This window comes from Marinobacterium mangrovicola (assembly GCF_004339595.1).
In the GTDB taxonomy this organism is placed as follows: domain Bacteria; phylum Pseudomonadota; class Gammaproteobacteria; order Pseudomonadales; family Balneatricaceae; genus Marinobacterium_D; species Marinobacterium_D mangrovicola.
Map to the genome: position 1 here is coordinate 19,355 of NZ_SMFU01000007.1, position 25,771 is coordinate 45,125.

Genomic DNA, 25,771 nt, shown 5'->3' on the forward strand with positions numbered 1-25,771 from the left:
GTTCATTCATAAAGTCAGTAAGAGGCACGGAATATGCGGATGCAGTGGTCCGATCTGTTGACGACCAAACGCTACAGCCACGAGCGGGAAGTGGACCAGGAAGCGGGGCGCAGCCACTTCCATAAGGATCATGACCGCATTATCTTCTCCAGTGCCTTCCGCCGCTTGGGGCGCAAGACCCAGGTCCACCCCATGGCGCTCAACGACCATATCCATACCCGGCTGACCCACTCCATGGAGGTGGGTAGCCTCGGGCGCAGCCTGGGCATTCGGGTGGGTGAGCTGATCGCCGACCAGCTGCCGCCCTGGGCTTCGGCCCATGATCTTGGTGTGATTGTGCAGGCGGCCTGTCTGGCCCACGATATCGGCAATCCTCCCTTTGGCCACGCCGGCGAATACGCTATCCGTGACTGGTTCCGCCGCCGTGCCGACGACAGTAGATTTGCCGAACTGACCGAAGGTGAACGCCGTGATCTGCAGACCTTCGAGGGTAACGCCCAGGGTTTTCGCGTGGTCACCCGGATCGAGAACAACCTGTTCGATGGCGGCCTGCGCCTCACCTATCCAACCCTGGGAACGCTGCTGAAATACCCCTGGACCGCAGAGTACGGCGGCAAGAGAGGCAAGTTCAGCAGCTTTCTGGCCGAAGCCGAGATCCTCAACGCCCTGGGGCGTGAGCTGGGCATGATCCCCCAGGGAGAAAACCGCTGGAGCCGCCACCCGCTGGCTTACCTGATGGAGGCGGCGGATGATATCTGTTACGCCATTCTCGACCTTGAAGACGCCATCGAGCTGCACCTGCTGAGCTTTGACGAGGTCAAGCCGATCCTGCTGGAACTCTGCGGTGATCTGGAGTTCGATGACGAGATTTTCTCGACCCAGGCCTCGGCACGTCGCAAAATATCCGCCCTGCGCGGCAAGGCGATGGAAAACATGGTGAACTCGGTGGTCTGTGCTTTCATGGCCAACGACGACGCGATTCTACGCGGTGAATACAGCGGTGAGTTGCTCAGTGATGGTGATCCCATGGTGCGTGACGGTATCGCCCGGGCGAAGCGGATCGCCCGCGAACGGGTGTTCCCGGATACTCGCAAGGCGGAACTGGAAGTGGGCGCTTACACCACGCTGGGGGTGTTGCTGGATGCGTTTATCGAAGCGATCTGGGAGGTACACCAGCAGAGTGGAGAGGAACTGGGCTACCGCAGCCAGAAGATCCTCAATCTGATGGGTATCCACGCGCCCACTGGAGAAATGTCGCTTTACCAGCGCTATATGCGGGGGCTGGATTTCATCGGCGGAATGACCGATACCTATGCCACCTACCTGGCGCGTCAGATTGGCGGTGGCATCGGACTCTGATTTGAATTAGATACAGGAAAAGATTTATGGCTTCACTTCAGGATCAGCTCGGCAAGCTGGTTTATTCTACAGAGAAGGGGCGTCTCTGCCCGGGTTGCGGTGAGGAGCTCAGCGCCTGTATCTGTGACGAGCTGGCGGATAAAGAGCGGATCGCGGGGCTGGATGGCGTCGTGCGTATCCGCCGTGAAACCTCCGGCCGCAAAGGCAAGGGCGTGATCACCATCAGCGGTGTGCCGCTGGCGGAGAAAGAGTTGAAAGCACTGCTGAAAAAACTCAAGCAGCGCTGCGGTACTGGTGGGGCACTGAAGGATGGAATCCTGGAGATTCAGGGCGATCATCGGGACACCATCAAACAGGTGCTTGAGGCCGAGGGCTTCAAGGTCAAGCTGGCCGGCGGCTGAACTCAGCGTCGGTGGAGAAGGCGGCAGGAAGCTGCGCTTTTCCGGGAGAATGAACTCATGCGAGCGTTAATACTGGCGATTCTGCTAGGTGTTTCTTGTTCCGCAGCGGCGGAGATCTACCACTATGTCGATGACAAGGGGCGCAAGGTTTACGTTAACCGCGAAAGCCAGATACCCCACCGTTATCGTGATCAGGTGGAAACACGAAAGGAACGCAGCGGCGGACAGGTCACACCTGTGGATCCTCAGCTGTCGGCGCTGCGCCATGAGCTGAACACCAGCCTTAGCAAACTGGACAAGGCGATCGATGAGCTGGTGACACCGGTGAAGGTACAGGGTAACCAGGTGATCGTACCGGTGCGTGCTGTCTACGGTAACCGCTCGGTCAACACTCGCATGCTGCTGGATACCGGTGCTTCCGGCACCGTATTTCATCGCAGTGCGCTTAAAGACCTGAACGGTGCTACCTACAGGGCGGGCCAGGCCCGGGTGGCCAGCGGTGAGATGATCGAGGTTCAGGGGATCAATCTGGATCGGGTTGAGATCGGCCCGTTCAAGATCGGCACCACCCAGGCGATGGTGATCGACCCAATCAGCGGGGCAGGGCACGATGGCCTGCTCGGTATGGATTTTCTGCGCCAGGTGGATTATCGCATCGACTTCGATAACCAGCGCATTGTCTGGATGCCTGACCGGCTGCGGGAGCTAGAGGAGCAGCGCGCCGATCTGGAGAAAAAGAAAGCGATGGATGCCGATGAGCTGATTGAGTCACTCTCAAGCGCTAAGTAATCGGCACCCGCAACTTCAGGCCAGTAAAACTGCTGCTCAGCCCAGCTGCTGTTCCGCCAGTTTCAGGTCCAGGGTGGCCTTTAGCAGACGGTAGAGCTGGATCGCCGCGTCGATCTCTTCCTTACGGTTGGTCAGACTTTCTATGTTTAGTCCCAGCGGCAGTCCCAGCGGCAGGCAGGCTTCGATAATCTGATCCAGGCTGTTCTGGCAGATCCGAATCGACTCCAGCAGCGGGTTTTCCGCATCCAGAATACGCCAGCGGGTCGCCGGCGGAACGGAAATGCCCAGCCACTCCATAAACTCCAGCGTTTTTGCACTACCGCAGGGTGAGAAGGTCAGCACGATGCGTTTGGGCTCGATACCGCGTTCGCGGCAAGTGCGGGCATAGCTGGCCAGCAGATCAGTAGTCGCCTGGGGGTTGTAAACCGCCTGAGAGACAAAGAACTCCACGCCGTTTTCCTGCTTGCCCAGAATACGCTCGTGCTCGTTGCCCTTGGTCGCGTGGCGCTCGGCGATGGTGACACCACCCAGATGGAAGGGGTGAGCGTTCGCGCCGATCGCCTTGTAGGCTTCCGGCAGCGGCAGGCGAATATCGCCGTCGGATGAGGGGCTGCCCACCAGAACCACGTTCTTCAGGTTGAAGTCGTTCCAGGTCTCTTCCAGCCACTTATCGAAGTCAGCGCGGTCGCGTTGTGCCACGCTTTTGTAGGTGATCGTTTCACGGTCAGAGAGGGCGGAGATCAGACGTGAGTATTCACGTGGATCACGGGTGCGCTTGAACGGGAAGGGGCGCGGTGTATCGATACGCGCGCTCTCATCCTGAATGTCATAAACGATCAGTCCGTCGTACTCCAGTGCCGCCAGACGCCCCAGGAGTTTCTCGGCGATCTCCTGCATCTGCTCGTCGCTGGTGCTCTCGCGGGGCGGAGTAGTGCCGATGAAGTACACGCCTCGGCTAGGGTCAGCAAACTTGTCGCGCAGGGTCTGGTGCATGGTGTAGGTCCACTCGTTCATTAAAAGCTGGCGAGCATTATAAACGTGAAAGAGATTCAGATCTTTTGGTTATATGATGAAATGTTTTGTGGTTGATGTGAGCCAGTCTCATAAAGAACTCTATTCCTGGCTAATCGGCAGGCGATCTGCCGGCTGGTTAGCGTTTGCCGCGTTTATGGTCGCAAAATAGCCAAACTAGTATAGGGTTATTTGAGGGAGGCAAGCGTCTGTATGAAGGCCAGGACTTCAGTTTCCCGCTAATAAGGACAACAAACCCGGGATGGGGCCGCCAGGTATGAAGCAGACCGATCTCACGCTGCTTGAACAGCTTAGAATCACTGAATTTGAAATCGAAAACCGCCAGCGTTTGTTTATGATCAGCGACGAGGATGTGCGTTTGATCGTCGAGGCGCGATCTATCGTCGAGGCGGGGCTTGATGCACTGGTCGATCGCTTTTATGACCTGCAGACCAGTGTGCCGGAAATCGCGCTGCTGATCGGCGATGCGGAAACCCTGGGGCGGCTGCGCAATGCGCAGAAACGCTACATCTCGGACCTTTTCAGTGGTGTTTACGATATCGATTATGTGAACAACCGTCTGCGGATCGGCTTGGTTCATAAGCGGATCGGTGTGGATACCACGCTCTATCTATCGGCGGTATATATCCTCAAGGCGTTGCTGAGCGACCTGCTCTCCGAGCATATCGTTGATCTCAACCGCCGCGCCAAGACGCTGGCTGCGCTGGAAAAGGTTTTCCTGTTTGATATCACCCTGGTCTTCGAAACGTACATTCGTAGCCTGCTCTCCGAGATAGAGACCTCGCGCAAGAAATCCGAGCAATACGCCAGTTCCCTGGAGGAGAAGGTCAAGGACCGTACCCGCCAGTTGGAGCAGATGGCACGCACCGATCCGCTAACAGGCTTGTTTAGTGTCCGCTACCTGGATGAAAGCCTGACCCGATACCTGCGTGCCGCAGAAAGACGTCTCGAGCCGGTAAGCCTGGTTTACATCGACGTGAACGATTTCAAAGAGTTCAACGATAGCCAGGGGCATCAGCGCGGTGATGAAATTTTGCGTGCGGTAGGTAGTGCTATCCGCCAGGTAAGTCGGGCTGAGGATGGTTGCTTCCGGTACGGTGGTGATGAATTCTGCATTATTTTGCCCAACTGTGATCGTGAGCAGGCGCAAAAAAACTATTGTGACCGCCTGGTAGAAGAGCTCGATAAGGCGGAGCAGAATGTGGTTCTCAGCATCGGCATCGCACAGACCGGGCCGGAATCCTACGCCTCGGCCACGGCACTGATCGCGCAGGCGGACAGCGCCATGTATCAGAGCAAGGCGGAGTTCAAATCCTGTCCTCAGCTCGATGGCGCAGAGTTGCCCGCTCTTGAGGCTGACCAGGTGACTGACGAGGCGCTGCTAAAGCAGAAATAGCGAGCCCAGTCCGAGGAATACCACAAACCCCACCACGTCGGTGACCGTGGTCAGGATCACGGAACCGGATAGCGCCGGGTCGATCTTCAGCTTATCCAGCAGGATCGGGATCAGGACACCGGATAGCGCCGCCACGGCGATATTGACCACAATCGCCAGGGCGATGACCACGCCGATGGCAAAACTGGAAAACCACCAGGACGCCACAATCCCGATCACCACCGCCCAGAGCACACCGTTCAGGCCGCCCACGCTGAGTTCCTTGCGTAGCAGCGGCATCACGTTAGCTGCGGTTATCTGACCCAGGGCGAGGCCGCGGATCATCAGTGTCAGGGTTTGGCTGCCGGCTATGCCGCCCATGGAGGCAACCACCGGCATCAATACAGCCAGCGCCACGACCTGTTGCAGGGTGCCTTCAAACAGGCCGATCGCCCAGGAGGCGAGGAACGCCGTCAACAGGTTGATCCCCAGCCAGGTGGCGCGGCGACGGGAGGAACGCATCACCGGAGCGAACAGATCTTCCTCCTCATCGAGACCGGCGCTGGCCATCATCTGTGCCTCGTACTGCTCATGCAGCAGCTCCAGCGCCAGCCGCATCGACATTCTGCCCAGCAGCAGGCCGTTCTCATCCACCACGGGGAGTGCCGATAGCTCGGCATGTTCGAACGCTTCGGTGGCTTCCTTCAATGAACGCAAGGCTGAGAGCGGCTCTATCTCATCGTCGATCAGGTCGACCAGGGGGAGATGGTCTGGTTTGCCGAACAGTGAGAGTGTGGGGACAGCGCCGGTGTAGCGTCCGGTACGGTCGACCAGCCAGAGGTGGGTCGTATATTCCGGTACCTCACGGCGCAGCAGGCGCTCGGCGTCTCGTACGCGGCTGTTTTGCGGCAGGATTAGCAGGTCATGGTCGACATAACGGCCGATGGCATCTTCGTCATACTGCGCTGAACGCTCATAGTGGGCGCGCTGGCGTTCGTCCATGCGCGCCAGGGCGATATCGACCACATCGTCCGGCAGTGACTCGGCCAGTTCGATTAGGGTTTCTGCATCCAGGCCGGAGATCAGCTGATCCAGCGTCTTACTGTCCAGGTCCTTGACCAGCGGCGCTCGCGCTTCGGCGCGCATCTCCACCAGTACATCGACCCGTTGTTCCTCGGGAACCTGTTCCCAGCACTCCTGACGTTCGTCACGGGGCAGGGATTCAAGCAGCAGCGCGACCTGATCTGCTTCAAGATCCTCGGCTACCTCGGCGTAGAGGGCGGCGTCCAGCTCCTCTTCGCTGCGAATAAGTTGTTCTATACGCTGGGTAATATCTTCGCTCATTACTCGCTGCCGCTGTTTCGGGAAATAGGGTAGAGGGGGAGCCGGGCCATCTGTGCGTCATGATAGCGGGGCAAGATGGCAAGTGCGAGAATCGCACCGATCAGCGCCATCAACATATCGGACTGGGTGTCCCAGACGTACCCCTGAGTGCCCAGGAAAGCCTCGGCCTCGGTGCCGCTCAGCAGCGCCACCCACCATTCAATCAGTTCATAGAACGCGCTCAGCGCCAGGCAAAAACAGGTCACCAGAAAGGCACACCAGCGTTTGCGGTTAATAATGCTCAGCCGCAGCAGCAGTTCACGGGCGATGATCGCCGGCACGAACCCCTGGGCAAGATGGCCGAGCTTGTCATAATTGTTGCGGCTCTGTCCGAGCGCTTCTGCCAGCCAATCGAAGGCGGGAACCTTGGCATAGGTATAGTGGCCGCCGACCATCAAAATGATGCAGTGGCCAAGGATCAGCCAGAGACAGAGCGGTGTCAGCGGAAAGCGCTTGTGGGTTGCTCCAAGGATAATCAGCGCAGCCAGGGCCGGGGCCACTTCCAGCCACCAGGTAAGGCGATCCTCAGGAGAGATGCCCGACCAGATCAACACAAGGGCAAATATCAGTATCCAGAGACGGAGCACGGCGCTATCCTTCTGCGGCCCATAGCTTAGTTATCAATATAGTCGCCGCGTCGGCTTCGTGGATCAATATCGAATGGCCCTCAAATCAACGATTTATAAAGCAACCCTGAATATCTCCGATCTGGATCGTCAGCACTACGCCGAATACCCGCTGACACTGGCGCTGCATCCGTCCGAAACGGAAACCCGTATGATGATCCGGCTGCTGGCATTCGCGCTTTACGCGGATGAGGCGCTGAGCTTTACGCGAGGCCTGTGTGTGGATGATGAGCCGGATCTCTGGCAGCACGCGCCCAACGGCGAGATCGAACGCTGGATCGAGGTCGGACTGCCTAGCGAAAAGCGTCTGCGCAAGGCATCCTCAAGAGCGAAAGAGGTAGTGTTGCTGGCGTACGGCACGGATCAGCAGTTCGACCCCTGGTTTCAGGGGGTACGTAAAGCTTTGATGCGTCTCGATAACCTGACAATTCTGCGGATCAATGAGAATGACTGTGAAGGGCTGACTGCGCTGGCTGAACGCCAGATGCGGTTGCAGTGTACGATTCAGGATGCTGAAGTCTGGCTGACCGGAGAAAGTGCCAGTGCGGCGGTGGTTCCCCGGCCAGTGCCTGTTGTCTGACTGGCTTGGCTCTTGGTTTAGCTATCCGCCAGATTTTTCTGCCAGAACAGCGCTTTTCCGGTTTCCGGATCCAGTTCATAACCGCCGTAGCCGTTGCGGCGGTACACCGTTTGGGCGCGAGCATTACCTTCCAGCACTTCCAGGGTCAGTTTGCAGCAGCCGTTGCGTCGGGCGATCCCTTCGGCGGCTTCCAGCAGCTGATCGGCCAGACCCAGTCCGCGGTACTCGCTGCCGACAATCACGTCATGAATATTCAACAGGGGGGCACACTTGAAGGTGGAGAAGCCCTCGAAGGCGTTGAGCAGCCCCGCCGGTTTGCCGTTGCAGAACGCCAGCAGGGTGTAAGCATCCTGGCGCAGGGCCAGTGCCAGCGGCAGCCTTTCAAGCAGTTCCGCGTCCAGCGCAGTGCCACCACCCATGGGGTCGCAAGCGTAGGTTTGCATCATCTGGCGAAAGGCGTCAGCCTGTTCGGCAAGGCCGAGATCGGCTTCTATAATTTCGATATTGCTGGGCGTTGGCATTAGCTGATCGCTCCAATAAACTGACCGGTAGGTTAACTTACAGAGGCGTTCAGTCGCTTACAAGGGACGAAATCAACTCGAGGCCCATTAGTGCTGCGCCCGGCTAAAGTTTGTCCTGTTTCAGCCGATATCCTGCCCATTCCCTCCGTTTTTTGCATTTGCGGAGTCGACTAATACAGATATACGGAGCGGATCGTGATTAATATCTATCCCTCATCAGATTCTTATACTTCTTCAGGCTTGGGCCGCTCGTCGGGGACCACGCTGACCAGCGTTAATGGCAACACCGGTGCTACGGCCAACAAGCCGACCGATACCCTGCTGAACAAGCTGGCGGAGAACATTCCCGGCATGGACGCGGATGGCCTGCGTTCGTTGAAAGCCGAGGATTTTACGCCGGAGAAGGTCGCTGAGCGGATCAGTGGCTTTGTGGCTTCCGGTCTGGAAGCGGCCCGGGCACGTGGTGTCGGCGAAGAGCGCCTGCAGTCGATGTATGAAGCGGCGGTGAGCGGCGTCAAGAAAGGCTTTGAGGATGCGCGTGAGATTCTCGATAACCTGCAGTTGCTCAATGGTGAACTGGCCGAGCAGGTAAAGCAGACCGAGAGCCTGACTTTTGAGGCTCTGGATGCGCTGGCGCCCGGGACCGACGAAATCAGCGGTGGCCTGTCTACCCGCAAGAGCATTATCGAGCGTTTCCAGAACGCCGAAGATATGGAGCTTAACGTCACCACCCGTGATGGCGATGAGGTGCGTATCAGCTTTTCCCGTAACCAGAACTACGAGAGCGGCTATGCGTCCGCCTCTGATGGTCAGGGTAACTCGGCTTCCGTGTTTAGCCTGAGCCGTTCCGAGTACAGCGAATACAGCTTCTCCGTTTCCGGCGAGCTGGATAACGACGAGATCGACGCGCTGCAGAGCCTGATCAAGGATGTCTCCAGCCTGGCCGACGAGTTTTTCGATGGCGATGTGCAGAAGGCGTTTGAGCAGAGTGGCTCTCTGAGTTTCGATACCAGCGAACTCGCTTCCATGAGCCTGGACATGAGCTACACGCGCCAGTATGCCGCGGTTTCCCGCTATGAGCAGGTAGACCAGCTGGATCAGGCTGCCGATAAGCCGGGACGTCGTCTGGGGCATATGATGAAAGATATGGCGGAAACCTTTGGCGCGCCGTCGTTGGGTTTCCTCACGTCTCCCGGGCAGCTTGGGCGGGATCTGTTCGAGGGGCTGGTGAACCAGGACTCGCGCTACAGCGATTCACCGCAGGAGTTGCAGGATATTTACGATAATAACCTGCTGGATCTGCTGAATGCGGTGCTGCCGCTTGAAGAGGCGGAAGTCGCCCAGAACCAGCCGCAGCCTGACGCCTCGACCGACAGTTAATTGCCCTCTATTCAGCGCCGCAGGCCGTTTTTCTCCGTCGCCTGCGGGGCTGATTCCAGCCCGTTTTCCCCTCATTTTGGTCTGTTTCCTCTGCTTGGCTTACATCGTTTTCCGGGAACTTTACACAGCCCCTCCGGTCTTGGAATGTGAATCGGTAAAAAACTGCACAGTACCGCATCTGACCGATGTGGAAGGAACGGAGGAAAGGAGGAAACGTGAAGAAATCGATAATCGCAACTGCAGTAATGGCTTTTTTGCCTGCCATGGCCATGGCTGATGATCTACGTGTGGACTCTGCCGTAGGTGGCGCCATCGGTGGTGCCCTGGGTGGTGTCCTTGGTGCTGAAGTCGGTGGTCGCGAGGGTGCTATCGCGGGTTCTGGCATTGGTGCTGCCGTGGGTACAGCCGTTAACACCCGGGATCACGATGATGGTCGTCGCTATGATGATCGCCGCTATGACGATCGAAAGTATCGCGACCGCCGTGAGTACCGCGAGGTGCACCATTACTACGATGACGGTCGCCGCAACCGCTCCAGCTTCTGTCCGCCGGGACAGGCGAAAAAGGGGCGTTGCTAGACCCCAGTGATCGGCACGCCGCCCCTTCCGGCGTTTGCTGTCACATTTTTTACCGCTATCGTTGCCAAGGGACTGGCAACCTGGTTTCTCCGAATTATCTCCAATTTCCCTGCCTGACAGACCCCATTTCAGCGTACTTCTGCCCGTGCGGCACTGTGTCACATTCTCAATTCACTCCTTATCTCTAAAATCCCAATCCTGTTTATTAGTATTTTTTAATGTAGTATTGAGGGGACGTTTGGGATGAACCTGAGCAGGGGAGCTTTTTGGACGCTGGCGCTCTATGGCGCCATCAATACACCGGTATGGGCGCAAAACCAGCCGTTGCTGATTGATGTGGTCAAGGCGCTGCCGGTAAACGCCGGTGAAGCAGGAATTGATCTGGCGCACTCTCCAGCGCTGGCGGCCGACGGTGGTGAGCTGCTGCGAGACGTGACCGGTGTGTCCGGCTCACGCATGGGCGGACGTGGTATCGACCCGGTGATTCGCGGCCAGCAGCAGAACCGCCTCAATGTGATTCTCGATGGTGCCTATGTCTATGGTGCCTGCCCCAACCGTATGGATCCTCCCACCACCTATTCCGCCGCAGAAAGCTACGACCGCGTCGTCGTGCTCAAGGGCAGCCAGAGTGTGATCTATGGCCCTGGCGGCAGCGGCGGTACTGTCCTGTTCGAGCGTGAGCGCCCGCAGTTTGACGAAAAGGGTTACCGCGGCAGCTTTTCGGCGGGCTATGCCGATAACGGTGAAGCCAGTTCGCTGGCGGCGGATCTGGCAGCCGGAAACGATCGCGGCTACGTGCGTTTTATCACCGAAAACGCTGATGCCGGCAACTACGAGGATGGCGCCGGGGATGAAGTACGCTCCTCCTATGAAACCGACAGCAACGCCCTTTTGCTGGGGGCACGTATTGCCGAGCGGACCTGGCTTGAGGGCAGCTACGAGCAGGTGCGGGAGGAGGATGTACTCTTTCCCGGTGCCGGTATGGATTCTCCTTACAGTGATGCGGACACCTGGCGCTTGAAGCTGGATCACCAACCGGTGAACTCGTCGCTGCAGCGGGTTCGCGCGGAGATCTATCGGGCCGATATCGACCACCTGATGGATAACTATTCCCTGCGTCCGACCGGGATGATGCAGATGGCGGCGCCCACCTCATCGGATACCCTGGGCGGTCGTCTGTTGCTCGATAGCACCCTGGGTGGCCATCAGTTGCAGTGGGGCCTGGATCATCAGGAAAACTACCGCAAGGGCACCCGGCAGATGGTGATGCCGACCGGCGTGCGCAGGGATGTCAGTGCGCTCTGGCCCGATGTCAGCATCAAGCAGACGGGTGTGTTTGGCGAGGTAAAACATTACCTCTCTGCTGACGCCTGGTTGAAAGCGGGTGCGCGTTTCGACCATGTCACGGCTGATGCGGACAGAACGCCGGTTGACGATGATGCCAGCGAAAACAATTTAAGCGGTTTTGTCACCTGGAATCAGCGTCTGCAGGGGCCTTACAGCGTGCAAACGACGCTGTCGCGCAGTGTAAGAACAGCCGATCCGACCGAGCGTTATATCGACGCAGGTACCTGGCAGGGTAACCTGGAGCTGGATCCGGAGATCCATCAGCAGCTGGAGCTGATGCTGAATGCCGATGCGAAGCGGTTCAGCTGGTCGGTTTCCGGTTACGTGGACCGGGTAGATGACTTTATTCTGCGCAGAAACAACCGTTACACCAACGTGGGCGCCGAGCTTTACGGTATCGATTTTGAACTGGCCTGGCAGTTGAATCCCAACTGGCGTCTCAGCAACGGCATCTCATGGGTGCGTGGCAGCAATCGGGATGATGACAGCAATCTGTCGCAGATTCCGCCGCTGACGGCCACTCTGGCGCTGGATTACCAGCGCGATGCCTTCCGTGCCGGCGTCGACTGGCTGGTTGTCGCACAGCAGTCCGATGTCTGTCTGGCAGGCACGGAGTGCGGCGGACTGGATCTGCAGAAAACACCAGGTTATGGCGTGGTCGGTGTGGATGCGGGGTGGGATATCAACCCGAGTCTGAGCCTGGATGCGGGTGTCGATAACCTGTTCGACAAGCGTTATTCAGATCATCTGAACCGGGAGGATCTGCTCGGTAACAGTGTGCAGGTGAGTGAACCGGGCCGCAACGCCTGGGTGCGGATGACGGCCCGATTCTGATCAGAAGGTAGGAGCTCAGCCGCTAAAACGAGTAAGACAGAGCGATGGAGCCGAACTTGTGGCCGCCGTCCTGTTTGTCGAACTGCTGGGTACGGTAGTAGCGCGCCAGTGACAGCTTCCAGCGGTCATAGGTGGCGGCAACGCCCCAGGCCGCATCGGCCACAAAGGGACGTTTGTTCACCGAGTGGCTGTCCCTGAAAGTGTTGCCGTCGAGGAATATATCGCGCAACACCCAGCGACCATCGATGGATACGAAGGCGTGCACACCCCACTGGTCGTGGAAGCGGGGGTCGCCGCTGCCCGGTGTGCTGTTATCGCCGCCCGGGCGCAGGGCCGAGGTGCCAAAGTCCTGTGGCAACTGATAGCCGATACGGTATTCCGCACCGGTGTTTACATAGGTGGCCACGTTACCCAGGCTGCCACCGATATGACCGATAAAGTCATGCTGGATATTATCGATGATGCCGCCCTGGAACAGGCGCTGCTTGCGCTCGTAAAGCAGCTGGATACCGGGTTCGTTATGGAGCTGGTTGTCCCAGCCTTCAAAGCGGTCAAAGCCGCGCAGATCATGGATAAAGTTCTGACTCTCTTCCGCCAGTGACCAGGGGCCGATCATGCCCAGGTTGACCTGGAAGGACTTCAGTTTATGCCGGGTCTGGGTGTGGTAGCCAAAGCCCAGGTAGAGCCAGCCTGCATAGGGGCGATCATCCGGGTCGACGCTGGTGCGCTCCTTGTCCTTGGGCGTATACATCTCCTGCCCGAGGGTGACGATCAGGTGGTGGCGCGGGTCATCTTCAAACGGCGCGGGTTCCGGGTCCAGCTGCGTCAGCCAGTGATTGGCATCGCGTACCCATTCCGGAATCTGCGGATCATCGATGAAGTTACCCACCTCCGGCGATACCCAGGAAGCGCGCACACCGTTGGTGTACTGCTGATCCGTGTCGGTGAACAGATCATTTTCCAGATACAGGTTCAGCGTCCAGGCATCGCTGGGTTTTTCCGCGGGTGTCAGTAGATCTTCGGCCAACCGTTCTTCGGCGAACACGGGGCTGGCCGTAAGGCTGAGCAGCAGGGGCAGGGCCGCGTAACGCAAAGGTTTGCGGAGCCTGTTTTCGAGAGCGCTTCGCACAGTGGCCGTCAGCGTGTTATGCAACAAAGCAGGCATCTTTATTTACGCACCCAACGGCCATCGGGAGTGCGTACGTATTCTCCCGGCGCCGCGCGGTCCAGCAGTCGTTCCCCGGTACGCAGCTCCATAATCTGCAGTTCGACGCCAGCCTGTTTGGCTTTCTCGCCATAGAGTGCTTTGCGCTTGCTGTTGATGCTCTGCACCAGCGCTTTGACCTCAGCGTTGGCGTTGTTGCTGACGACGCCGAGATAACCGGTACTCTGTTCACCAATCAGCCCCTGCTGTTTGGCTTCGTCCAGGCTGATGGCGAAGGCAGGCAGCGACAGCGGCAATGAGATCGATAGCAGCAATGCGGCGATCAGTTTGCGTGGGTTATGAATCTTCATCCCGTTATCTCCGTCAGAATAGGTCACTGTTTTCTTCCAGCAGGGTATCGATCTGTCGGTCCACCTTGACCAGCACTTCATGCTCCACCTTGACGTTAAGGTTGATGGTAATCGGATCCGATGGCGCCGCCAGCTGGACGGTGGGCGTACATGCCGCCAGGGAAAATATCGCCAACGGCAGCGCAAGTGGCAGGCCGATCCTGCGCACACTATGTTTCAGCATTGTCAGAACACCTCCGGTTGGTTGTCCTTGATCCCGAGCTTCTCTGCAGGGCGAGTTGCTCTCTATTCCGAGCTTAGAGCCGTTCAGCTGAACCGGGTCTTACTGGGAGTCAGCGTTCTTCGTTTCCAGATTCTTACGTAAAGAATCGCCAATCTTTTCTGATAGTTGCAGGGATTGGAGAAGCGCCAGCAGATTCTCTTCCACATTCAGCGACAGGTCTATAGGGCGCCCCTGCTGCCAGTCGGGATTATGACCCTGAAGCCGGCTGTTCAGTTCCAGTTTGCCATCCGGGGCGTAGTTAACGTCCAGGTCCAGCGCCTTGATCTGCAGGTCGGTGAGGGCTGACAGCGCGAGTTGCAGCGCTGGATTGCTCTGCGCTGTTGAACTCAGCGCGCTACTGGGTTCATAGCGCAGCCAGCCTTGTGCAGCGCTGCGTATCTCTCCGCCGCTGACGCTGATCTCGCTGCCCTGAACACGGATCGGTAGCTTGCCGTTTAACGAAGTGTCTCCGGTGAGTCCCGGTTGCTGGTAGAGGGCCAGCAGCTCGCTTAGCTGTATACCCTGTAGCCTTGCATTTACGATGAAATCCGGTGCCAGCGGATTAAACGAAAACTCCGGCAGGCTGATCTGGCCACCGAACAGATTCTGGCGGAAGGGCGCCAGTGTCAGTGTCGGTGCGCTGCCGTCGGCGGGTTGGCTGAAGCTATAGCTTAAGGATGTATCGTGCAGGTCGATACCGGTGCGTATCAGGTCGCTGCTCACCGTTCCGCTGGAGGAGAGCTGGCCGCCACGGCTGCGCGCCAGCTTCAGCTTGGCGTTCAGGTTATCGGTCTCCACATGGGTATCCCAGGCGAACGCCAGGTTATTTATGTTGAGGTCGGCATTGAGCGCGCTATCTTCGGGTGTCGGGCCCTGCAGATAGCCCTTGGCTGTCAAGTCTCCGTGGGTCACGGCCAGATCGATGGGCCAGTCCGGTATCCAGCGTCTCAACGTCGGCTGGGCGGACGGTAGATCGATCGGTTGACTGGTCCAGTCGGCGCGGAACTGGTTGGGGCCAAGCAGCCAGAACGCATTCAGTTTCAGCGCCGGTTTATCACTGGCAACAGAGAGCTGGCCACGCTGGCCGTCGGGGGCGCTGCCACCGGTCAGTTTGGCGCTGAAGACCGGCAGTTCTTTTCCCGCCAGGGCCGCCGCTATGCGTTCGGCCTGCAGTTGGTATTTGATCTCTGCGGAGCCTGGATCGTAACCGAAGGTCAGCGATAGAGGCGACAACTCCAAGCTATCCAAAGCGGCTGTATTCAGCCCTTTGGGAATCAGTGAAACCTGGAGGCTGTCCAGCTTACTCGGAGTCTCTTCGGTATCGCTGAAGAGCACATATCTCGCATTGAAGGCCTGTTGCAGGGATAACTGCACCGAGTCGGCGGTCAGCTCGGGAGCGCGAATTTTGTGAGCGCTCAGGCGGCTGGCGTCAGTCAGGCGAAGCCTGGCCTGTGCCTGGCTAAGGTTTAGCTCGCCTTCAGTATTCAGCTCGATCTGTTCTGCGGCGACCTGCTTATCCAGGTTTAAGTTTCGCGCGCTTATCTCCAGGTCAAAGCTTAGCCCGGCGTCGATAGACTCCAGCAGTGCCTGGGTATCCAGTGGGATCTTTGCTGGCCAGTGGCTGGATAGAGAGGTCTTGAGCATGCCTTCGCCGGGTTCAAATGGAAGCTCTGGCAGCAGTGGCTGGCTCCAGCTGTAAAGGTGTTCCAGGTTGATTTCGGTATCGAGATCCAGCCCCCAGTCATCCTCGCCGGTTGTCAGCTGGCCGCTGTTTGCCATCAGACGGCGGCGATTGCTGAACAGGTTCAGCGTGATCTGCTGCTCGGGGTTGTAGCGCAGGTCCATGTAGACCGGTGCAGCCAGAGCGGTGCCAGAGTCATCTGAGAGAGTGATGCGGGCCCAGTTCAGGAACTGATCGGGTGTCAGATCCAGGTTGCCGGTGGCGCGCAGGCGCGGCTGCTCCGGGGCCAGGTAGTCGACCCTTACCTGGCCGATAACCAGGCGGTTTGAGGGTGCGTAATGGAACAGCAGAGAGGGAGGATATGAGTTCAGATCGAAAACAGTCTGGTCACTGCTTTCTATGCGCTTTTCAAGGCTGCGTTCGGTGCGGATCTCGATGCTGAGTTCCGGGATCCGGATCTCTTCAATCTGCCGGTTGAACAGCAGATCGACAGGGTCGAAGGCGAGGCTGATATCGGCACTTTGCAGCGCAATAGTCCGCCCTTCACTCTGCTGAGTCAGCGACAGGCTGGGAATTTCCAGTCGGTCCCAGCCAGGATGGGAGATCAGTATTCGTGGCTGGGTAAAGCCCTGATCGGCCAGCCAGTCTTCAATCAGATTGCGGGCCAGGTAGGGCAGGGCGGCGTAGCCGAGGCTCGATATCAGTACAAGAGGGAGCAGAATCCAGAGCAGTTTGCGCATGCCTCTCTTCCTTTATCCCTGTCTCAGAATCCGGCCCTGCACGGCATGCCGGAACTCAGTCCTTCTTGCGTACCACGTTGAGGCCATCCCGAATGGTCAGGAAGACGTTTTCTACATCCGTATCAGCGGCGATGCGACGGTTGGTCTCGACGAGAATATCGTCAATCTCGGATTCCGGCTGCAGCACCTTGCCTGACCAGAGTACGTTGTCGAGCACGATCAGACCACCGGGGCGGGTCATCTCTTTCACGCGTTCGTAGTAGTTCAGGTAGTTGCGCTTGTCGGCGTCGATAAAGGTGAAATCCAGCTGCATATCCAGCTTTTCGATGGTGTCCAGGGCGCGGCCGAAGATCACCTCGATCTTGTGGCCGTGCTCGCTGCGGTCGAAAAAGCCCTGTGCAAATTCGATGGCTCGGGGGTTGGTTTCACAGCAGACCAGGCGACCATCCTTCGGCATCCCTTCGGCGATCGACAGTGCGGAATAACCGGTGAACATGCCGATCTCCAGCGCCTGCTTGGGCTGGATCATGGCGGCAAGCATTTTCAGCGTGCGGCCCACCAGGCGGCCGGACAGCTTCTGCGGCCAGCCCATGTTGATGTTGGTCTGGTCGATCAGTTCCTGCAGCAGGGGCGGTTCGGCACTGGTCTGTACAAAGGCGTAATCTTCGATCGCTTCGTCAACGAGAAATTCAGGCATAGGAGGTGTCGATAAAATTGGTTTGGGTGGAGCTGTTCAGCGAGAAAGGCGGAGTTTAACACTTTTCCAGCCTGGGCCCGATGGTATGAGGAAATAGCTTTCCTTTGTCGCTACAATTGCCCCTCATCGAAGCTGGAGGCGTTATGGTAGAACCACTGTATATCTTTCTTTTCGCGGGCGTAGTGTCCATGTCGCTGGCACTGAGCGCCGGTGCGCTGAACAAGTTGACGCCGGAGCAGAAGCCCCCATTCATGCAAAAGCCCAACGGTCAGATCGCGGTGGTGATGGCCGGTAACCTGGGTGCGATCACGCTGCTTGGCGCCATGGCATTTGGCTTTTTGAAACTGCACTGGTCGATTCCGCTTTCCTGCATGTTTATCACCTTCCCGGTGGTACATATTCTGCTGTTCCAGCGTCTGCTTGGCGATTTTAAAAGCCTGGTTCTGATGGTTCCGCTGGTGGTGATCGCGGCGGTATCGCTTTACTACTACTGGTAATTGACCGGGAGGCAAGATGATTTCTGTTGTGGGGTTCGGTTCGCTGCTGTCGGAACGTTCGGCACGGGATACGGTGCCCGGTTTGAAAAACTACCGGCTGGTCCGCGTGGACGGCTACAGGCGCATCTTTAACAAGGTCGGTATTCTGTTTATCGCCGGTCACGGCCAGGCGCCGGATAGCCTGGAGGTCTCCTCCTGCTCCACCGAGCCTTGCGCCGATACCTCGATCATCGTCGCCCAGTTTGACTGTCCGGTAGATCAGTTTGGTGAGCTCTACGAGCGGGAACACCGTTACCGCTGGATCCAGGTCGAAGCCCGTGGCCTCGATGGTGCGCTGCAGCCGCCGGCACGTATGTGCACCAGCTACAGCGATCTTGAGTACCGCCTCAACAAGTGCGTGACCGACGAGGAGTATCACGACCGTGTCGGGCGCCATTATGAAGGCCGGATCTGGCGCGACGATATCCTGCCGTTTCCGCGTTACCTCAAGTTCTGCCTGGTATCCGCAGCCTCCCACGGCGATGAGGTGCTGGATAACTTTATCGATACCAGTTTTCTTGCCGACGGCCAGACCTCCATCCGCGAATATCTGCTCGAAAGGAGCGATCTGATCCCGTCATCACTGCGCGAGCGGGCGGCATTCACGCGCAACTCACAAAGCTGAGAATAAGCTCCCGGACAAACCAGTCCAGGTGTTTATTCCATGTTGATTGTTGATGTTCCGCGGCGCGAAGCCTTCCGTGCCCCCGTTCTTCTGCCGCTACTGGCGGCTCTCTCTCTGCAGCTGCTGATCAGCGCCCTCCAGCTTGATAAAGCGTTGGCCGACTTGCTCTATACGCTGGAAGGCGGCCGGTGGCTGTTCAAGGATTACTGGTTTTTCGCCAATTTGCTGCACACTGGCGGGCGCCGCTTCAGTATCCTGCTTCTGCTGTTCGTGCTGGCGCTGTTGGTGGCGAGCTTTTTCGTTGCCTGGTTGAAACCCTATAAACGGGTACTGGGCTATCTGACGCTGGCGCCGCTCTGCGCGACGCTGCTGGTGTCGAGCCTCAAGCAGGCCACCGGCATTGATTGTCCCTGGGATCTGGCACTCTATGGCGGTGACCTTCCCTACGTGCCGCTGCTGTCCGCACTGATAAATGATGCTGGCGAGGGCGCCTGTTTTCCGGCGGGGCACGCCAGTGCTGGCTACGCCTGGGTGGCGGTCTATTTTGCCGCTGCCCTAGTTTGTCCGCGCTGGAAATGGCGTCTTTTGGGAATAGCGATGACGTTGGGTCTGGTATTCGGCGTCTGTCAGCAATTGCGCGGAGCGCATTTTCTGTCGCATGATCTCTGGAGCCTGACGCTGTGCTGGTGCACCGCGGCAGTGATTGCCCGGTTGATGCTGGTGAAGCAGCGCAGCCCGGTGACCCCCCGGATGAACAACCTGAGCGGACTCAGCTTTGTCGAAGCAGATAAAAATTCTGGTGGCCGACGATGACCCCCAGATTCTGGAAGGATTGGTAGATTACCTCGAATTTCACGAGATTCTCGTAGATTGCGCCCGCACCGGCGAGCAGGCGCTGAACCTCTGCCACAGCAATCGCTATGATGTGCTGGTACTGGATGTGATGATGCCGCGCATGGATGGGCGCAGTCTGTGCCAGGCGCTGCGTCAGGAAGGCAGTGCCACGCCGGTACTCTTCCTGACCGCTCTCGATACGCTGGAGGATAAGATTCTCGGGTTTGAGGCCGGTGCCGATGATTATCTGGTTAAACCTTTCGCCATGGCAGAGCTGCTTTACCGCATCCGCGCCCTGAGCCAGCGTGTCTCCCGCCAGCAGGTACGGCGTCTCTGCGTCGGTGCGCTGGAGCTTGATCTGGACAGCCAGCAAGCGATCCGGGAAGGGCGTGAACTATCGCTGACACCGCAGATGTTCCAATTGCTGCATTACCTGGTGGCGCAGTCGCCGCGCGTGATCTCTCGCAGCGAGCTGGAACAGGCACTCTGGGGGGAAGAGCCACCGGAGAGTGATGCCCTGCGCTCGCTGGTCTACCAGCTCAGGCAGAAGCTCGATAAGCCGTTTGCACACCCCATGTTACAGACCCGCAGAGGGCAGGGTATCTGCCTGCTTGAAACGGAGTCGACCACTTGAAGCTCAACTTCACTACCCGCCTTATATGGACTATCGGCACGTCGACGCTGGTACTCACCAGTCTCTATTTTCTGATCGGCTGGCATTACGTCGAGGGGCTGGAGGGAGACCACGAAGCCCGCGTGTTGGATTATCTCGCCGATCACTTTGCGCCGGTAACGGATGGCAGCGCTCCCCATGAATCAGCGGGCTTTGCGGATCTGGCAACGCTGTATCGAAGTGCCGATGAGCTGCCGGCTGAATTAAAGCCGTACGCGGATGCGGCGCAACCGGGAAACTTCGATATCTCTGACAGTGAAATTCTGCTGGCGCGCCAAGCACAGACTACCGGGCAGAGCTATTTTGTCTACCTGCACGATGTGCAGGGGCTGCTGGCTCCAGAGGATTCGGAGTTTGCCGAGGCGGCCCTGGTGCTGGGTGGAATCCTCCTATTTACCCTGGGCACCATGGGACTGACGCTGAGCCTGATCTGGTATCAGACACGGCCGGTGCGACAGTTGACCAAGGCGGTGGCGGCGGTGGATCCGGCCCGGCCGGAGCTTGAACCCCTGCAGCGTGACGATGATCTCGGGCGGATGTCACAGAAAATCGCCGATCTACTGAAGCGCATCTCCGGTTTTATCGACCGCGAACGTAACTTCACCCGTTTTGCCAGCCATGAACTGAGGTCGCCGCTGATGGCGATCCGCAGCTCTGCGGATCTGCTACGTGAAACCGCGGCCGGCAACCGCCTGCAGCAGCGGGCTGTGGCGCGCATCGATGTGGCGCTGCAGCGGATGTCTAAACTGTTGGACGCTTTTCTCTGGCTTAGCCGTGAGAAACGCGATGAGCAGCAGAATCTGAATGAAGCCGAATTTAACGAGCTGATCTGCCAGCTGCGTAATCTGACCCCGGGGCTTGATGAAAGGCTAGAGGTCAGTGGCAGTGTTACCTCCCAATGGCCGGGCGATCCTTTCGTGCTGTCGGTAATCCTCGATAACCTGCTGCGCAATGCACTGGACCACGGTGAGGGCAGTATAGAGCTAGCGCTGAGCGAAGCTGGTATCGAGATCTCCAACGGCATAGCCGCGCAGGAGCAGAGAGAACAGAGCCATTTCGGCTACGGCTTACAGATAGTGGATCTATTGTGTGAAAAGGCGGGCTGTCGCTGCGAGCGTCGGGCGGACGCCGGTATTTACCGGGCCCGCCTGTTTCTGGATCAGTAGCAGGGTTGTGGCTTAACCCGCCTGATCGGCGCTCACCGGTTGCAGTGCCAGCTGGCTTTCGCTCTGGCGGCAGCTGGCAAACATATCCAGTTCCGGCTGGTAGGCGTTGGTAGAAACCTGCATCAGGCCGAGCAGCGAGTGGGGCAGATAATCCTGGCTCAACGCCTTGTCTTTCATTCCCTGCAGGCAGGTCTGGTCGATACCGCGGCTGTTACGGAAGCTTTCGGATGACCAAAAAACCATCGGTACATGTTTCTGCGCATCCGGTGCCAGCAGCCAGGGCATGCCGTGCAGGTAGAGATTATTCTCGCCCAATGACTCGCCGTGATCCGACAGGTAAAGCATCGCGGTGTTGTAGTTCGCCTGCTTGGTTTTCAGGTAGTCGATCACGCTGGCGAGAAAATGGTCGGTATAGAGAATCGTATTGTCATAGGCGTTGACGATATCCGCGGCGCTGCAGGTCTGCAGTTCACTGCTTTCACACACCGGCGTGTAGCGCTGAAAATTCTCCGGCACGCGCTTGTAGTAAGCGGGCCCGTGGCTACCTTTCTGGTGCAGTACCAGCAGTTTCGGACCGCTATCCTGGTTGAGGAACTCATCCAGGCGGTTCAGCATTGACTCATCGAAGCACTCACCATCCGCGCAATCGGCATCGACCACGAACTGCTTTGGCTCTTCGCTGGGGATACGTTCGCAGACGCCCTTGCAGCCTGAGTTGTTATCGCGCCAGAGCAGATCGATCTTGGCGCTGCTCATTACGTCGAGCACATTGCTTTGGAAACGCGCCCTGGTGTCATCGAAGTGATCACGCCCGAGGAAGGAGAACATACAGGGTAGAGAGACTGCCGTGGCGGTGCCGCAGGATTCAACCTGGCTGAAGCTGATCACGTTGCGCTGCTCCAGTTCCGGGTTGGTATCGCGATCATAGCCGTTCAGCGAGAAGTGGTCCGCACGGGCGGTTTCACCGACCACCAAGACCATCAGGTCGGAGCGGGGACTGCTGGTGACCGGCTGCAGTGGGTTAGCCACACGGCGTGCATCCGCACCAATAACCTCAAAACTGTGATCTTCAGGATCATAGGCACCGGCCAGGTAGCGACCACCGTAGTATAAAAAGTTGGATGGCACGGCCAGGTTGCGCACTTCGCGGTGGTTACGGAACAGGGAGGAGTAATCTTTGTAGAGCATGCCCGCGTTGAGGCCGATCAGCGCCAGACAGGCGAACAGGTTGGCGGACTGAAGGGCGAGCATGCGCAGTGGGGCCACCTTTTTAATCGGGATCAGCAAAAACACTAGCGCTGGCAGCAGCCCGGTCAGCAACAGATGCAGAATCAACCCGGAACTCAGCAGCTCGCCGGCTTCAGCCACATCGGTCTGAAACAGGTTCTGCACCATCCCCTTGTCTATCACTATGCCGTAACTCTGCATGAAATAGCTGATCGAGCTGGAGCTGAGAATCAGGAAAATCGCCAGTGGCTTGATTATCTGGCGCCAGCAAAACAGGCCCATACACAGCTGCAATACGGCATAGATAAAGCTGAAAAAAGCGAGCGTAAAACCCCAGCGTTTTAGATCGCTGGGGTAGCTCTGGTCGAGAATAAGTTGCCACAGTGGTGCGTTGTACAGCAGTGCTAGAACCAGCGTCAGCAGGGCCGAGTAGGTCAGCGGGCTGAGTGTGGGGAGGGTGGGGAGCCTGAATCGGGTCATCTTCGAAACCTGAGATTGATAACGATGGTGACGTAGAGCGTAGAGAGGACTGTGTGAGCGGAACGTGAAAGCGGTATACAGAGGCTGAGTATCCGCGCTTAAAATCAATATCAAATATTGAAATTTCTATGAAAAATCAAAATTAAATATTGAATATTTTGCAAAACGTCAAAATTAAATTTTGATTATTCGTCTGTTATTCAAAATTGAATATTGATTTTATATTTAGAAAACCACATGAAAGTTTTTTGACGGACTAATTGGTAAGCGGCAAAAGTTTTCACCTCCGGCAATTCTATTTTTTTGAAATACAACGGATTTGCCCTTTAGAACGGCAAAAAACTGCCGATATGGTGGAATATCACCTTGTTGCTTTTTTAATCACCGGTACGCAATACTTGCTCTCGAAGACCATTGGGGAACAGGGTTTTCGGCCTGGCCTGTAAATTGCTAGAAATTCCTCAGGGTCGGATTCCCAACGCAATATCAGATATCCGGACACGGACAAATATGACGATCGCAAATAACATGATAGTGGCGCTCGATATCGGCACATCCAAAGTGGTGTGTCTGGTGGGTGAAATCACACCGGGCGGCGATATCGAAATCGTAGGTTTCAGCTCCCAGCCATCTCAGGGGCTGAAGCGCGGCGTCGTCGTCAATATTGAATCTACTGTCGCCTCTATTCAGCGCGCGGTAGAAGAGGCCGAACTGATGGCCGGCTGCAAGATCCACTCGGTGACCGTAGGGATCGCCGGCAGCCATATCAGCAGCATGAACTCCCACGGCATCGTCGCTGTACGTGACCGTGAAGTGAATGAATATGACCTGGAGCGGGTGATCGATGCGGCCCGGGCTGTGGCTATTCCGGCGGACCAGAAAATCCTGCATATCCTGCCGCAGGAGTACCTGATCGATAATCAGGAGGGGATTCGCGAACCCCTGGGTATGTCCGGTGTGCGCCTGGAGGCCAAGGTTCATCTGGTCAGCGGGTCGATCAACTCGATCCAGAATATCGAAAAATGTATCCGCCGTTGCGGCCTGGAAGTGGACGCGGTAGTGCTGGAGCAGCTGGCATCCAGTCATGCGGTCCTTACCGATGACGAGATGGATCTGGGTGTCTGCATGGTGGATATCGGCGGCGGTACCACCGATATCGCGGTATATACCCACGGCGCGATTCGTCACACGGCGGTCATTCCCATTGCCGGTGATCAGGTGACCAACGATATCGCCATGGCGCTGCGTACGCCGACGATCAATGCAGAGCAGCTGAAGATCAAGTACGCCTGTGCCCTGGCGCAGCTGACCCGTGCCGACGAAGTGATCAAGGTGCCGAGCGTCGGTGACCGCCCTGCGCGTGATCTGTCGCGTCAGGCGCTGGCGGAGGTGGTGGAGCCTCGCTACGAAGAGCTGTTCAATCTGGTGCAGGCGGAACTGCGCCGTTCCGGGTTTGAAGATCTGATCGCTGGCGGCATCGTGCTGACCGGCGGTACCTCGAAGATGGAAGGGGCGGTGGAGCTGGCGGAAGAGATCTTCCATATGCCGGTGCGCCTGTCCCGCCCTCAGGGTGTGCGTGGTATGGAAGAGCTGCTGCGCAATCCGATTTATGCCACCGCCATCGGGCTGCTGCATTACGCCCGGGAATCGGTGGGCTCGGTGGAAGCTGCCCCGTTGGCGGCACGTACACCGGAAGAGCTGGATTCCTCCAGCCGGTTTGAGTTTCCCGGTATGTTTGGGCGCATGAAAGCCTGGTTGCAGGGGAATTTCTGATAAAGCCGCCAGCAGAGCGGTGAATATGGATCGGCAGTCACTTTTTAATGGTGGCTGGGTAAGAACGACTTTTTAAATAGTGCAGGAACCCGACGCAGAATCGGGGACGGAAAAACCTGGAAGGAGATGCAGATATGTTTGAACTGGTTGATAGCGTGCCGCAGAGTGCGGTTATCAAGGTGGTGGGCGTCGGTGGTGGTGGCGGTAATGCCGTCGATCACATGGTGACTTCAGAAGTTGAAGGGGTGGAGTTCATCTGTGCGAACACCGACGCCCAGGCGCTGAGCAAAATGTCCGCCCGCACCGTGTTGCATATTGGTGGAGAACTGACCAAGGGTCTCGGAGCGGGTGCCAATCCGGAGGTAGGCCGCTCCGCCGCCATGGAAGATCGTGACCGTATCGCCGAGGCGCTTTCCGGCGCCGATATGGTGTTTATCACTGCAGGCATGGGCGGCGGTACCGGCACAGGTGCTGCGCCGATCGTGGCCGAAGTGGCCCGTGAAATGGGTATTCTTACCGTTGCCGTGGTTACCCGTCCGTTCCCGTTCGAGGGCCGCAAGCGGATGAAGATCGCTGATCAGGGGATCCGCGAACTGCAGGAGAGCGTCGACTCCCTGATTATTATCCCGAACGAAAAACTGCTGCCGGTACTGGGCAAAAACTGCAGCCTGCTGCAGGCGTTTAGCACCGCCAACGACGTTCTCAAGGGCGCGGTACAGGGTATTGCCGATCTGATCATCCGTCCGGGTATGATCAACGTCGACTTCGCTGATGTGCGCACCGTAATGTCCGAGATGGGCATGGCGATGATGGGCACGGGCAAGGCGCGTGGCGACAGCCGCGCCGAAGAAGCGACCCTGGCCGCTATCAACAGCCCGTTGCTGGAAGATGTGGACCTGAAAGGTGCCAGCGGCATCCTGGTGAATATCACCGCCGGTATGGATCTGGGTCTCGGTGAGTTCTCCGAAATTGGTGATCTGGTCGAAGAGTACGCCTCTGAAAACGCCACCATCGTGGTCGGTACCGTTATCGATCCGGATATGACCGAAGAGCTCAAGGTAACCGTTGTTGCCACCGGTCTGGCCAAGGCTCAGGGCGCTGAGGCCCGGGTCGTTAATGGCGATACCCGCACGCACGCCCGTTCCACCAAGAGCGTGACCACGGACTTCTCCCAGATGGAGCTGCCTACCGTGATGCGCAATCGTCAGAGCGAAGAACGCGCCAAGCCCAAGGCTGCGCCCGAATCCGAACACCAGGGCGAGATGAAGCGCACCGGTACCGATGATATGGACTTTCTGGACATCCCGGCGTTTCTGCGACGCCAGGCTGACTGAGTTAGACCCTTAGCCTAACTGAA

General features: G+C 57.7%; 25 protein-coding genes. 15 read left to right on the plus strand and 10 right to left on the minus strand.

The annotated features are described in order from the left end of the window. Positions 1-33 precede the first annotated feature (33 nt). The 3 genes from CLV83_RS00995 to CLV83_RS01005 are packed head-to-tail and all read left to right on the plus strand — an operon-like array spanning position 34 to position 2,549. Positions 34-1,359, plus strand: a complete 1,326-nt coding sequence (locus CLV83_RS00995; RefSeq protein ID WP_132286252.1) for a deoxyguanosinetriphosphate triphosphohydrolase — start codon at positions 34-36, stop codon at positions 1,357-1,359. Between the two features lie 26 nt (positions 1,360-1,385). Beyond that, entirely contained in the window at positions 1,386-1,760 is a 375-nt protein-coding gene (locus tag CLV83_RS01000) for a translation initiation factor Sui1 (protein ID WP_132286255.1), read from the plus strand. A 57-nt stretch (positions 1,761-1,817) separates the two neighbouring features. Beyond that, positions 1,818-2,549, plus strand: a complete 732-nt coding sequence (locus CLV83_RS01005) for an aspartyl protease family protein (RefSeq protein ID WP_132286258.1) — start codon at positions 1,818-1,820, stop codon at positions 2,547-2,549. A gap of 36 nt (positions 2,550-2,585) precedes the next feature. Here the strand turns inward: CLV83_RS01005 and CLV83_RS01010 are convergent, their stop codons facing one another. Next, positions 2,586-3,542, minus strand: a complete 957-nt coding sequence (locus CLV83_RS01010; RefSeq protein ID WP_132290208.1) for a methylenetetrahydrofolate reductase — start codon at positions 3,540-3,542, stop codon at positions 2,586-2,588. Between the two features lie 295 nt (positions 3,543-3,837). On the opposite strand from CLV83_RS01010, the gene CLV83_RS01015 reads away from it, so the two are divergent. Continuing rightward, complete coding sequence (locus CLV83_RS01015) at positions 3,838-4,977, plus strand: GGDEF domain-containing protein (RefSeq protein WP_132286261.1); 1,140 nt, start codon at positions 3,838-3,840, stop codon at positions 4,975-4,977. On the opposite strand, the gene CLV83_RS01020 is transcribed toward CLV83_RS01015, so the two are convergent. Both CLV83_RS01020 and CLV83_RS01025 read right to left on the minus strand, forming a co-directional pair. Further along, complete coding sequence (locus CLV83_RS01020; protein ID WP_132286264.1) at positions 4,963-6,300, minus strand: magnesium transporter; 1,338 nt, start codon at positions 6,298-6,300, stop codon at positions 4,963-4,965. The genes CLV83_RS01015 and CLV83_RS01020 overlap by 15 nt on opposite strands. Further along, on the minus strand, positions 6,300-6,926 hold the full coding sequence (locus tag CLV83_RS01025; RefSeq protein ID WP_132286267.1) for a DUF2238 domain-containing protein: 627 nt from the start codon (positions 6,924-6,926) through the stop codon (positions 6,300-6,302). Before CLV83_RS01025 ends, CLV83_RS01020 begins: the two co-directional genes overlap by 1 nt. A 73-nt stretch (positions 6,927-6,999) precedes the next feature. Here CLV83_RS01025 and CLV83_RS01030 point away from each other — a divergent pair, with 73 nt between their 5' ends. Then, the gene (locus CLV83_RS01030; protein WP_132286270.1) at positions 7,000-7,545 is read left to right on the plus strand and encodes a YaeQ family protein; all 546 of its coding nucleotides are present in this window, start codon (positions 7,000-7,002) and stop codon (positions 7,543-7,545) included. Positions 7,546-7,562: 17 nt separating this feature from the next. Here CLV83_RS01030 and CLV83_RS01035 read toward each other — a convergent pair whose 3' ends face one another. Next, entirely contained in the window at positions 7,563-8,066 is a 504-nt protein-coding gene (locus tag CLV83_RS01035) for a GNAT family N-acetyltransferase (protein ID WP_132286273.1), read from the minus strand. Between the two features lie 195 nt (positions 8,067-8,261). Here CLV83_RS01035 and CLV83_RS01040 point away from each other — a divergent pair, with 195 nt between their 5' ends. The 3 genes from CLV83_RS01040 (at position 8,262) to CLV83_RS01050 (ending at position 12,205) form a co-directional block, all read left to right on the plus strand. Next, positions 8,262-9,446 carry a DUF5610 domain-containing protein gene (locus CLV83_RS01040; RefSeq protein WP_132286276.1) on the plus strand — a complete coding sequence of 395 codons (1,185 nt, stop codon included), beginning with the start codon at positions 8,262-8,264 and terminating at the stop codon, positions 9,444-9,446. Positions 9,447-9,661: 215 nt separating this feature from the next. Continuing rightward, positions 9,662-10,024, plus strand: a complete 363-nt coding sequence (locus CLV83_RS01045; protein WP_132286279.1) for a glycine zipper domain-containing protein — start codon at positions 9,662-9,664, stop codon at positions 10,022-10,024. Between the two features lie 243 nt (positions 10,025-10,267). Beyond that, the gene (locus CLV83_RS01050; protein WP_132286282.1) at positions 10,268-12,205 is read left to right on the plus strand and encodes a TonB-dependent copper receptor; all 1,938 of its coding nucleotides are present in this window, start codon (positions 10,268-10,270) and stop codon (positions 12,203-12,205) included. A gap of 22 nt (positions 12,206-12,227) precedes the next feature. Here the strand turns inward: CLV83_RS01050 and CLV83_RS01055 are convergent, their stop codons facing one another. The 5 genes from CLV83_RS01055 to CLV83_RS01075 all read right to left on the minus strand — a co-directional run bounded on the left by CLV83_RS01055 (position 12,228) and on the right by CLV83_RS01075 (position 17,100). Beyond that, on the minus strand, positions 12,228-13,298 hold the full coding sequence (locus tag CLV83_RS01055) for a lipid A deacylase LpxR family protein (RefSeq protein ID WP_243642248.1): 1,071 nt from the start codon (positions 13,296-13,298) through the stop codon (positions 12,228-12,230). Positions 13,299-13,372: 74 nt separating this feature from the next. Next, entirely contained in the window at positions 13,373-13,720 is a 348-nt protein-coding gene (locus CLV83_RS01060; protein WP_132286288.1) for a YdbL family probable chaperone protein, read from the minus strand. Positions 13,721-13,733: 13 nt separating this feature from the next. Next, positions 13,734-13,943, minus strand: a complete 210-nt coding sequence (locus CLV83_RS01065; protein ID WP_207894661.1) for a YnbE family lipoprotein — start codon at positions 13,941-13,943, stop codon at positions 13,734-13,736. Between the two features lie 99 nt (positions 13,944-14,042). Next, complete coding sequence (locus CLV83_RS01070; RefSeq protein ID WP_132286291.1) at positions 14,043-16,403, minus strand: intermembrane phospholipid transport protein YdbH family protein; 2,361 nt, start codon at positions 16,401-16,403, stop codon at positions 14,043-14,045. A gap of 55 nt (positions 16,404-16,458) precedes the next feature. Further along, on the minus strand, positions 16,459-17,100 hold the full coding sequence (locus CLV83_RS01075) for an O-methyltransferase (RefSeq protein WP_132286294.1): 642 nt from the start codon (positions 17,098-17,100) through the stop codon (positions 16,459-16,461). A 143-nt stretch (positions 17,101-17,243) separates the two neighbouring features. Here CLV83_RS01075 and CLV83_RS01080 point away from each other — a divergent pair, with 143 nt between their 5' ends. From CLV83_RS01080 to CLV83_RS01100, 5 genes are read left to right on the plus strand one after another with little or no spacing between them, the layout of a single operon-like run. Continuing rightward, positions 17,244-17,597, plus strand: a complete 354-nt coding sequence (locus CLV83_RS01080; RefSeq protein WP_132286297.1) for a hypothetical protein — start codon at positions 17,244-17,246, stop codon at positions 17,595-17,597. A gap of 16 nt (positions 17,598-17,613) precedes the next feature. After that, positions 17,614-18,261 carry a gamma-glutamylcyclotransferase gene (locus CLV83_RS01085; protein WP_132286300.1) on the plus strand — a complete coding sequence of 216 codons (648 nt, stop codon included), beginning with the start codon at positions 17,614-17,616 and terminating at the stop codon, positions 18,259-18,261. Positions 18,262-18,300: 39 nt separating this feature from the next. Continuing rightward, positions 18,301-19,074 (plus strand): phosphatase PAP2 family protein, encoded by a 774-nt coding sequence (locus CLV83_RS01090; RefSeq protein ID WP_132286303.1) that lies wholly within the window; start codon positions 18,301-18,303, stop codon positions 19,072-19,074. Continuing rightward, positions 19,037-19,729 carry a response regulator transcription factor gene (locus CLV83_RS01095; protein WP_243642249.1) on the plus strand — a complete coding sequence of 231 codons (693 nt, stop codon included), beginning with the start codon at positions 19,037-19,039 and terminating at the stop codon, positions 19,727-19,729. Before CLV83_RS01090 ends, CLV83_RS01095 begins: the two co-directional genes overlap by 38 nt. Next, positions 19,726-20,934 carry a sensor histidine kinase gene (locus CLV83_RS01100; RefSeq protein ID WP_132286306.1) on the plus strand — a complete coding sequence of 403 codons (1,209 nt, stop codon included), beginning with the start codon at positions 19,726-19,728 and terminating at the stop codon, positions 20,932-20,934. The genes CLV83_RS01095 and CLV83_RS01100 overlap by 4 nt, the downstream gene beginning before the upstream one ends. A 12-nt stretch (positions 20,935-20,946) precedes the next feature. Here the strand turns inward: CLV83_RS01100 and CLV83_RS01105 are convergent, their stop codons facing one another. Further along, complete coding sequence (locus CLV83_RS01105; protein ID WP_132286309.1) at positions 20,947-22,641, minus strand: phosphoethanolamine transferase; 1,695 nt, start codon at positions 22,639-22,641, stop codon at positions 20,947-20,949. A 510-nt stretch (positions 22,642-23,151) separates the two neighbouring features. Between CLV83_RS01105 and ftsA the strand changes: the two genes are divergently transcribed. Both ftsA and ftsZ read left to right on the plus strand, forming a co-directional pair. Further along, positions 23,152-24,414, plus strand: coding sequence for a cell division protein FtsA (ftsA, locus tag CLV83_RS01110; RefSeq protein ID WP_132286312.1), 1,263 nt, complete (start codon positions 23,152-23,154; stop codon positions 24,412-24,414). Positions 24,415-24,548: 134 nt separating this feature from the next. Further along, a complete protein-coding gene (ftsZ, locus tag CLV83_RS01115; RefSeq protein WP_132286315.1) occupies positions 24,549-25,748 on the plus strand; it encodes a cell division protein FtsZ in 1,200 nt (399 codons plus the stop codon). Positions 25,749-25,771: the final 23 nt, after the last annotated feature.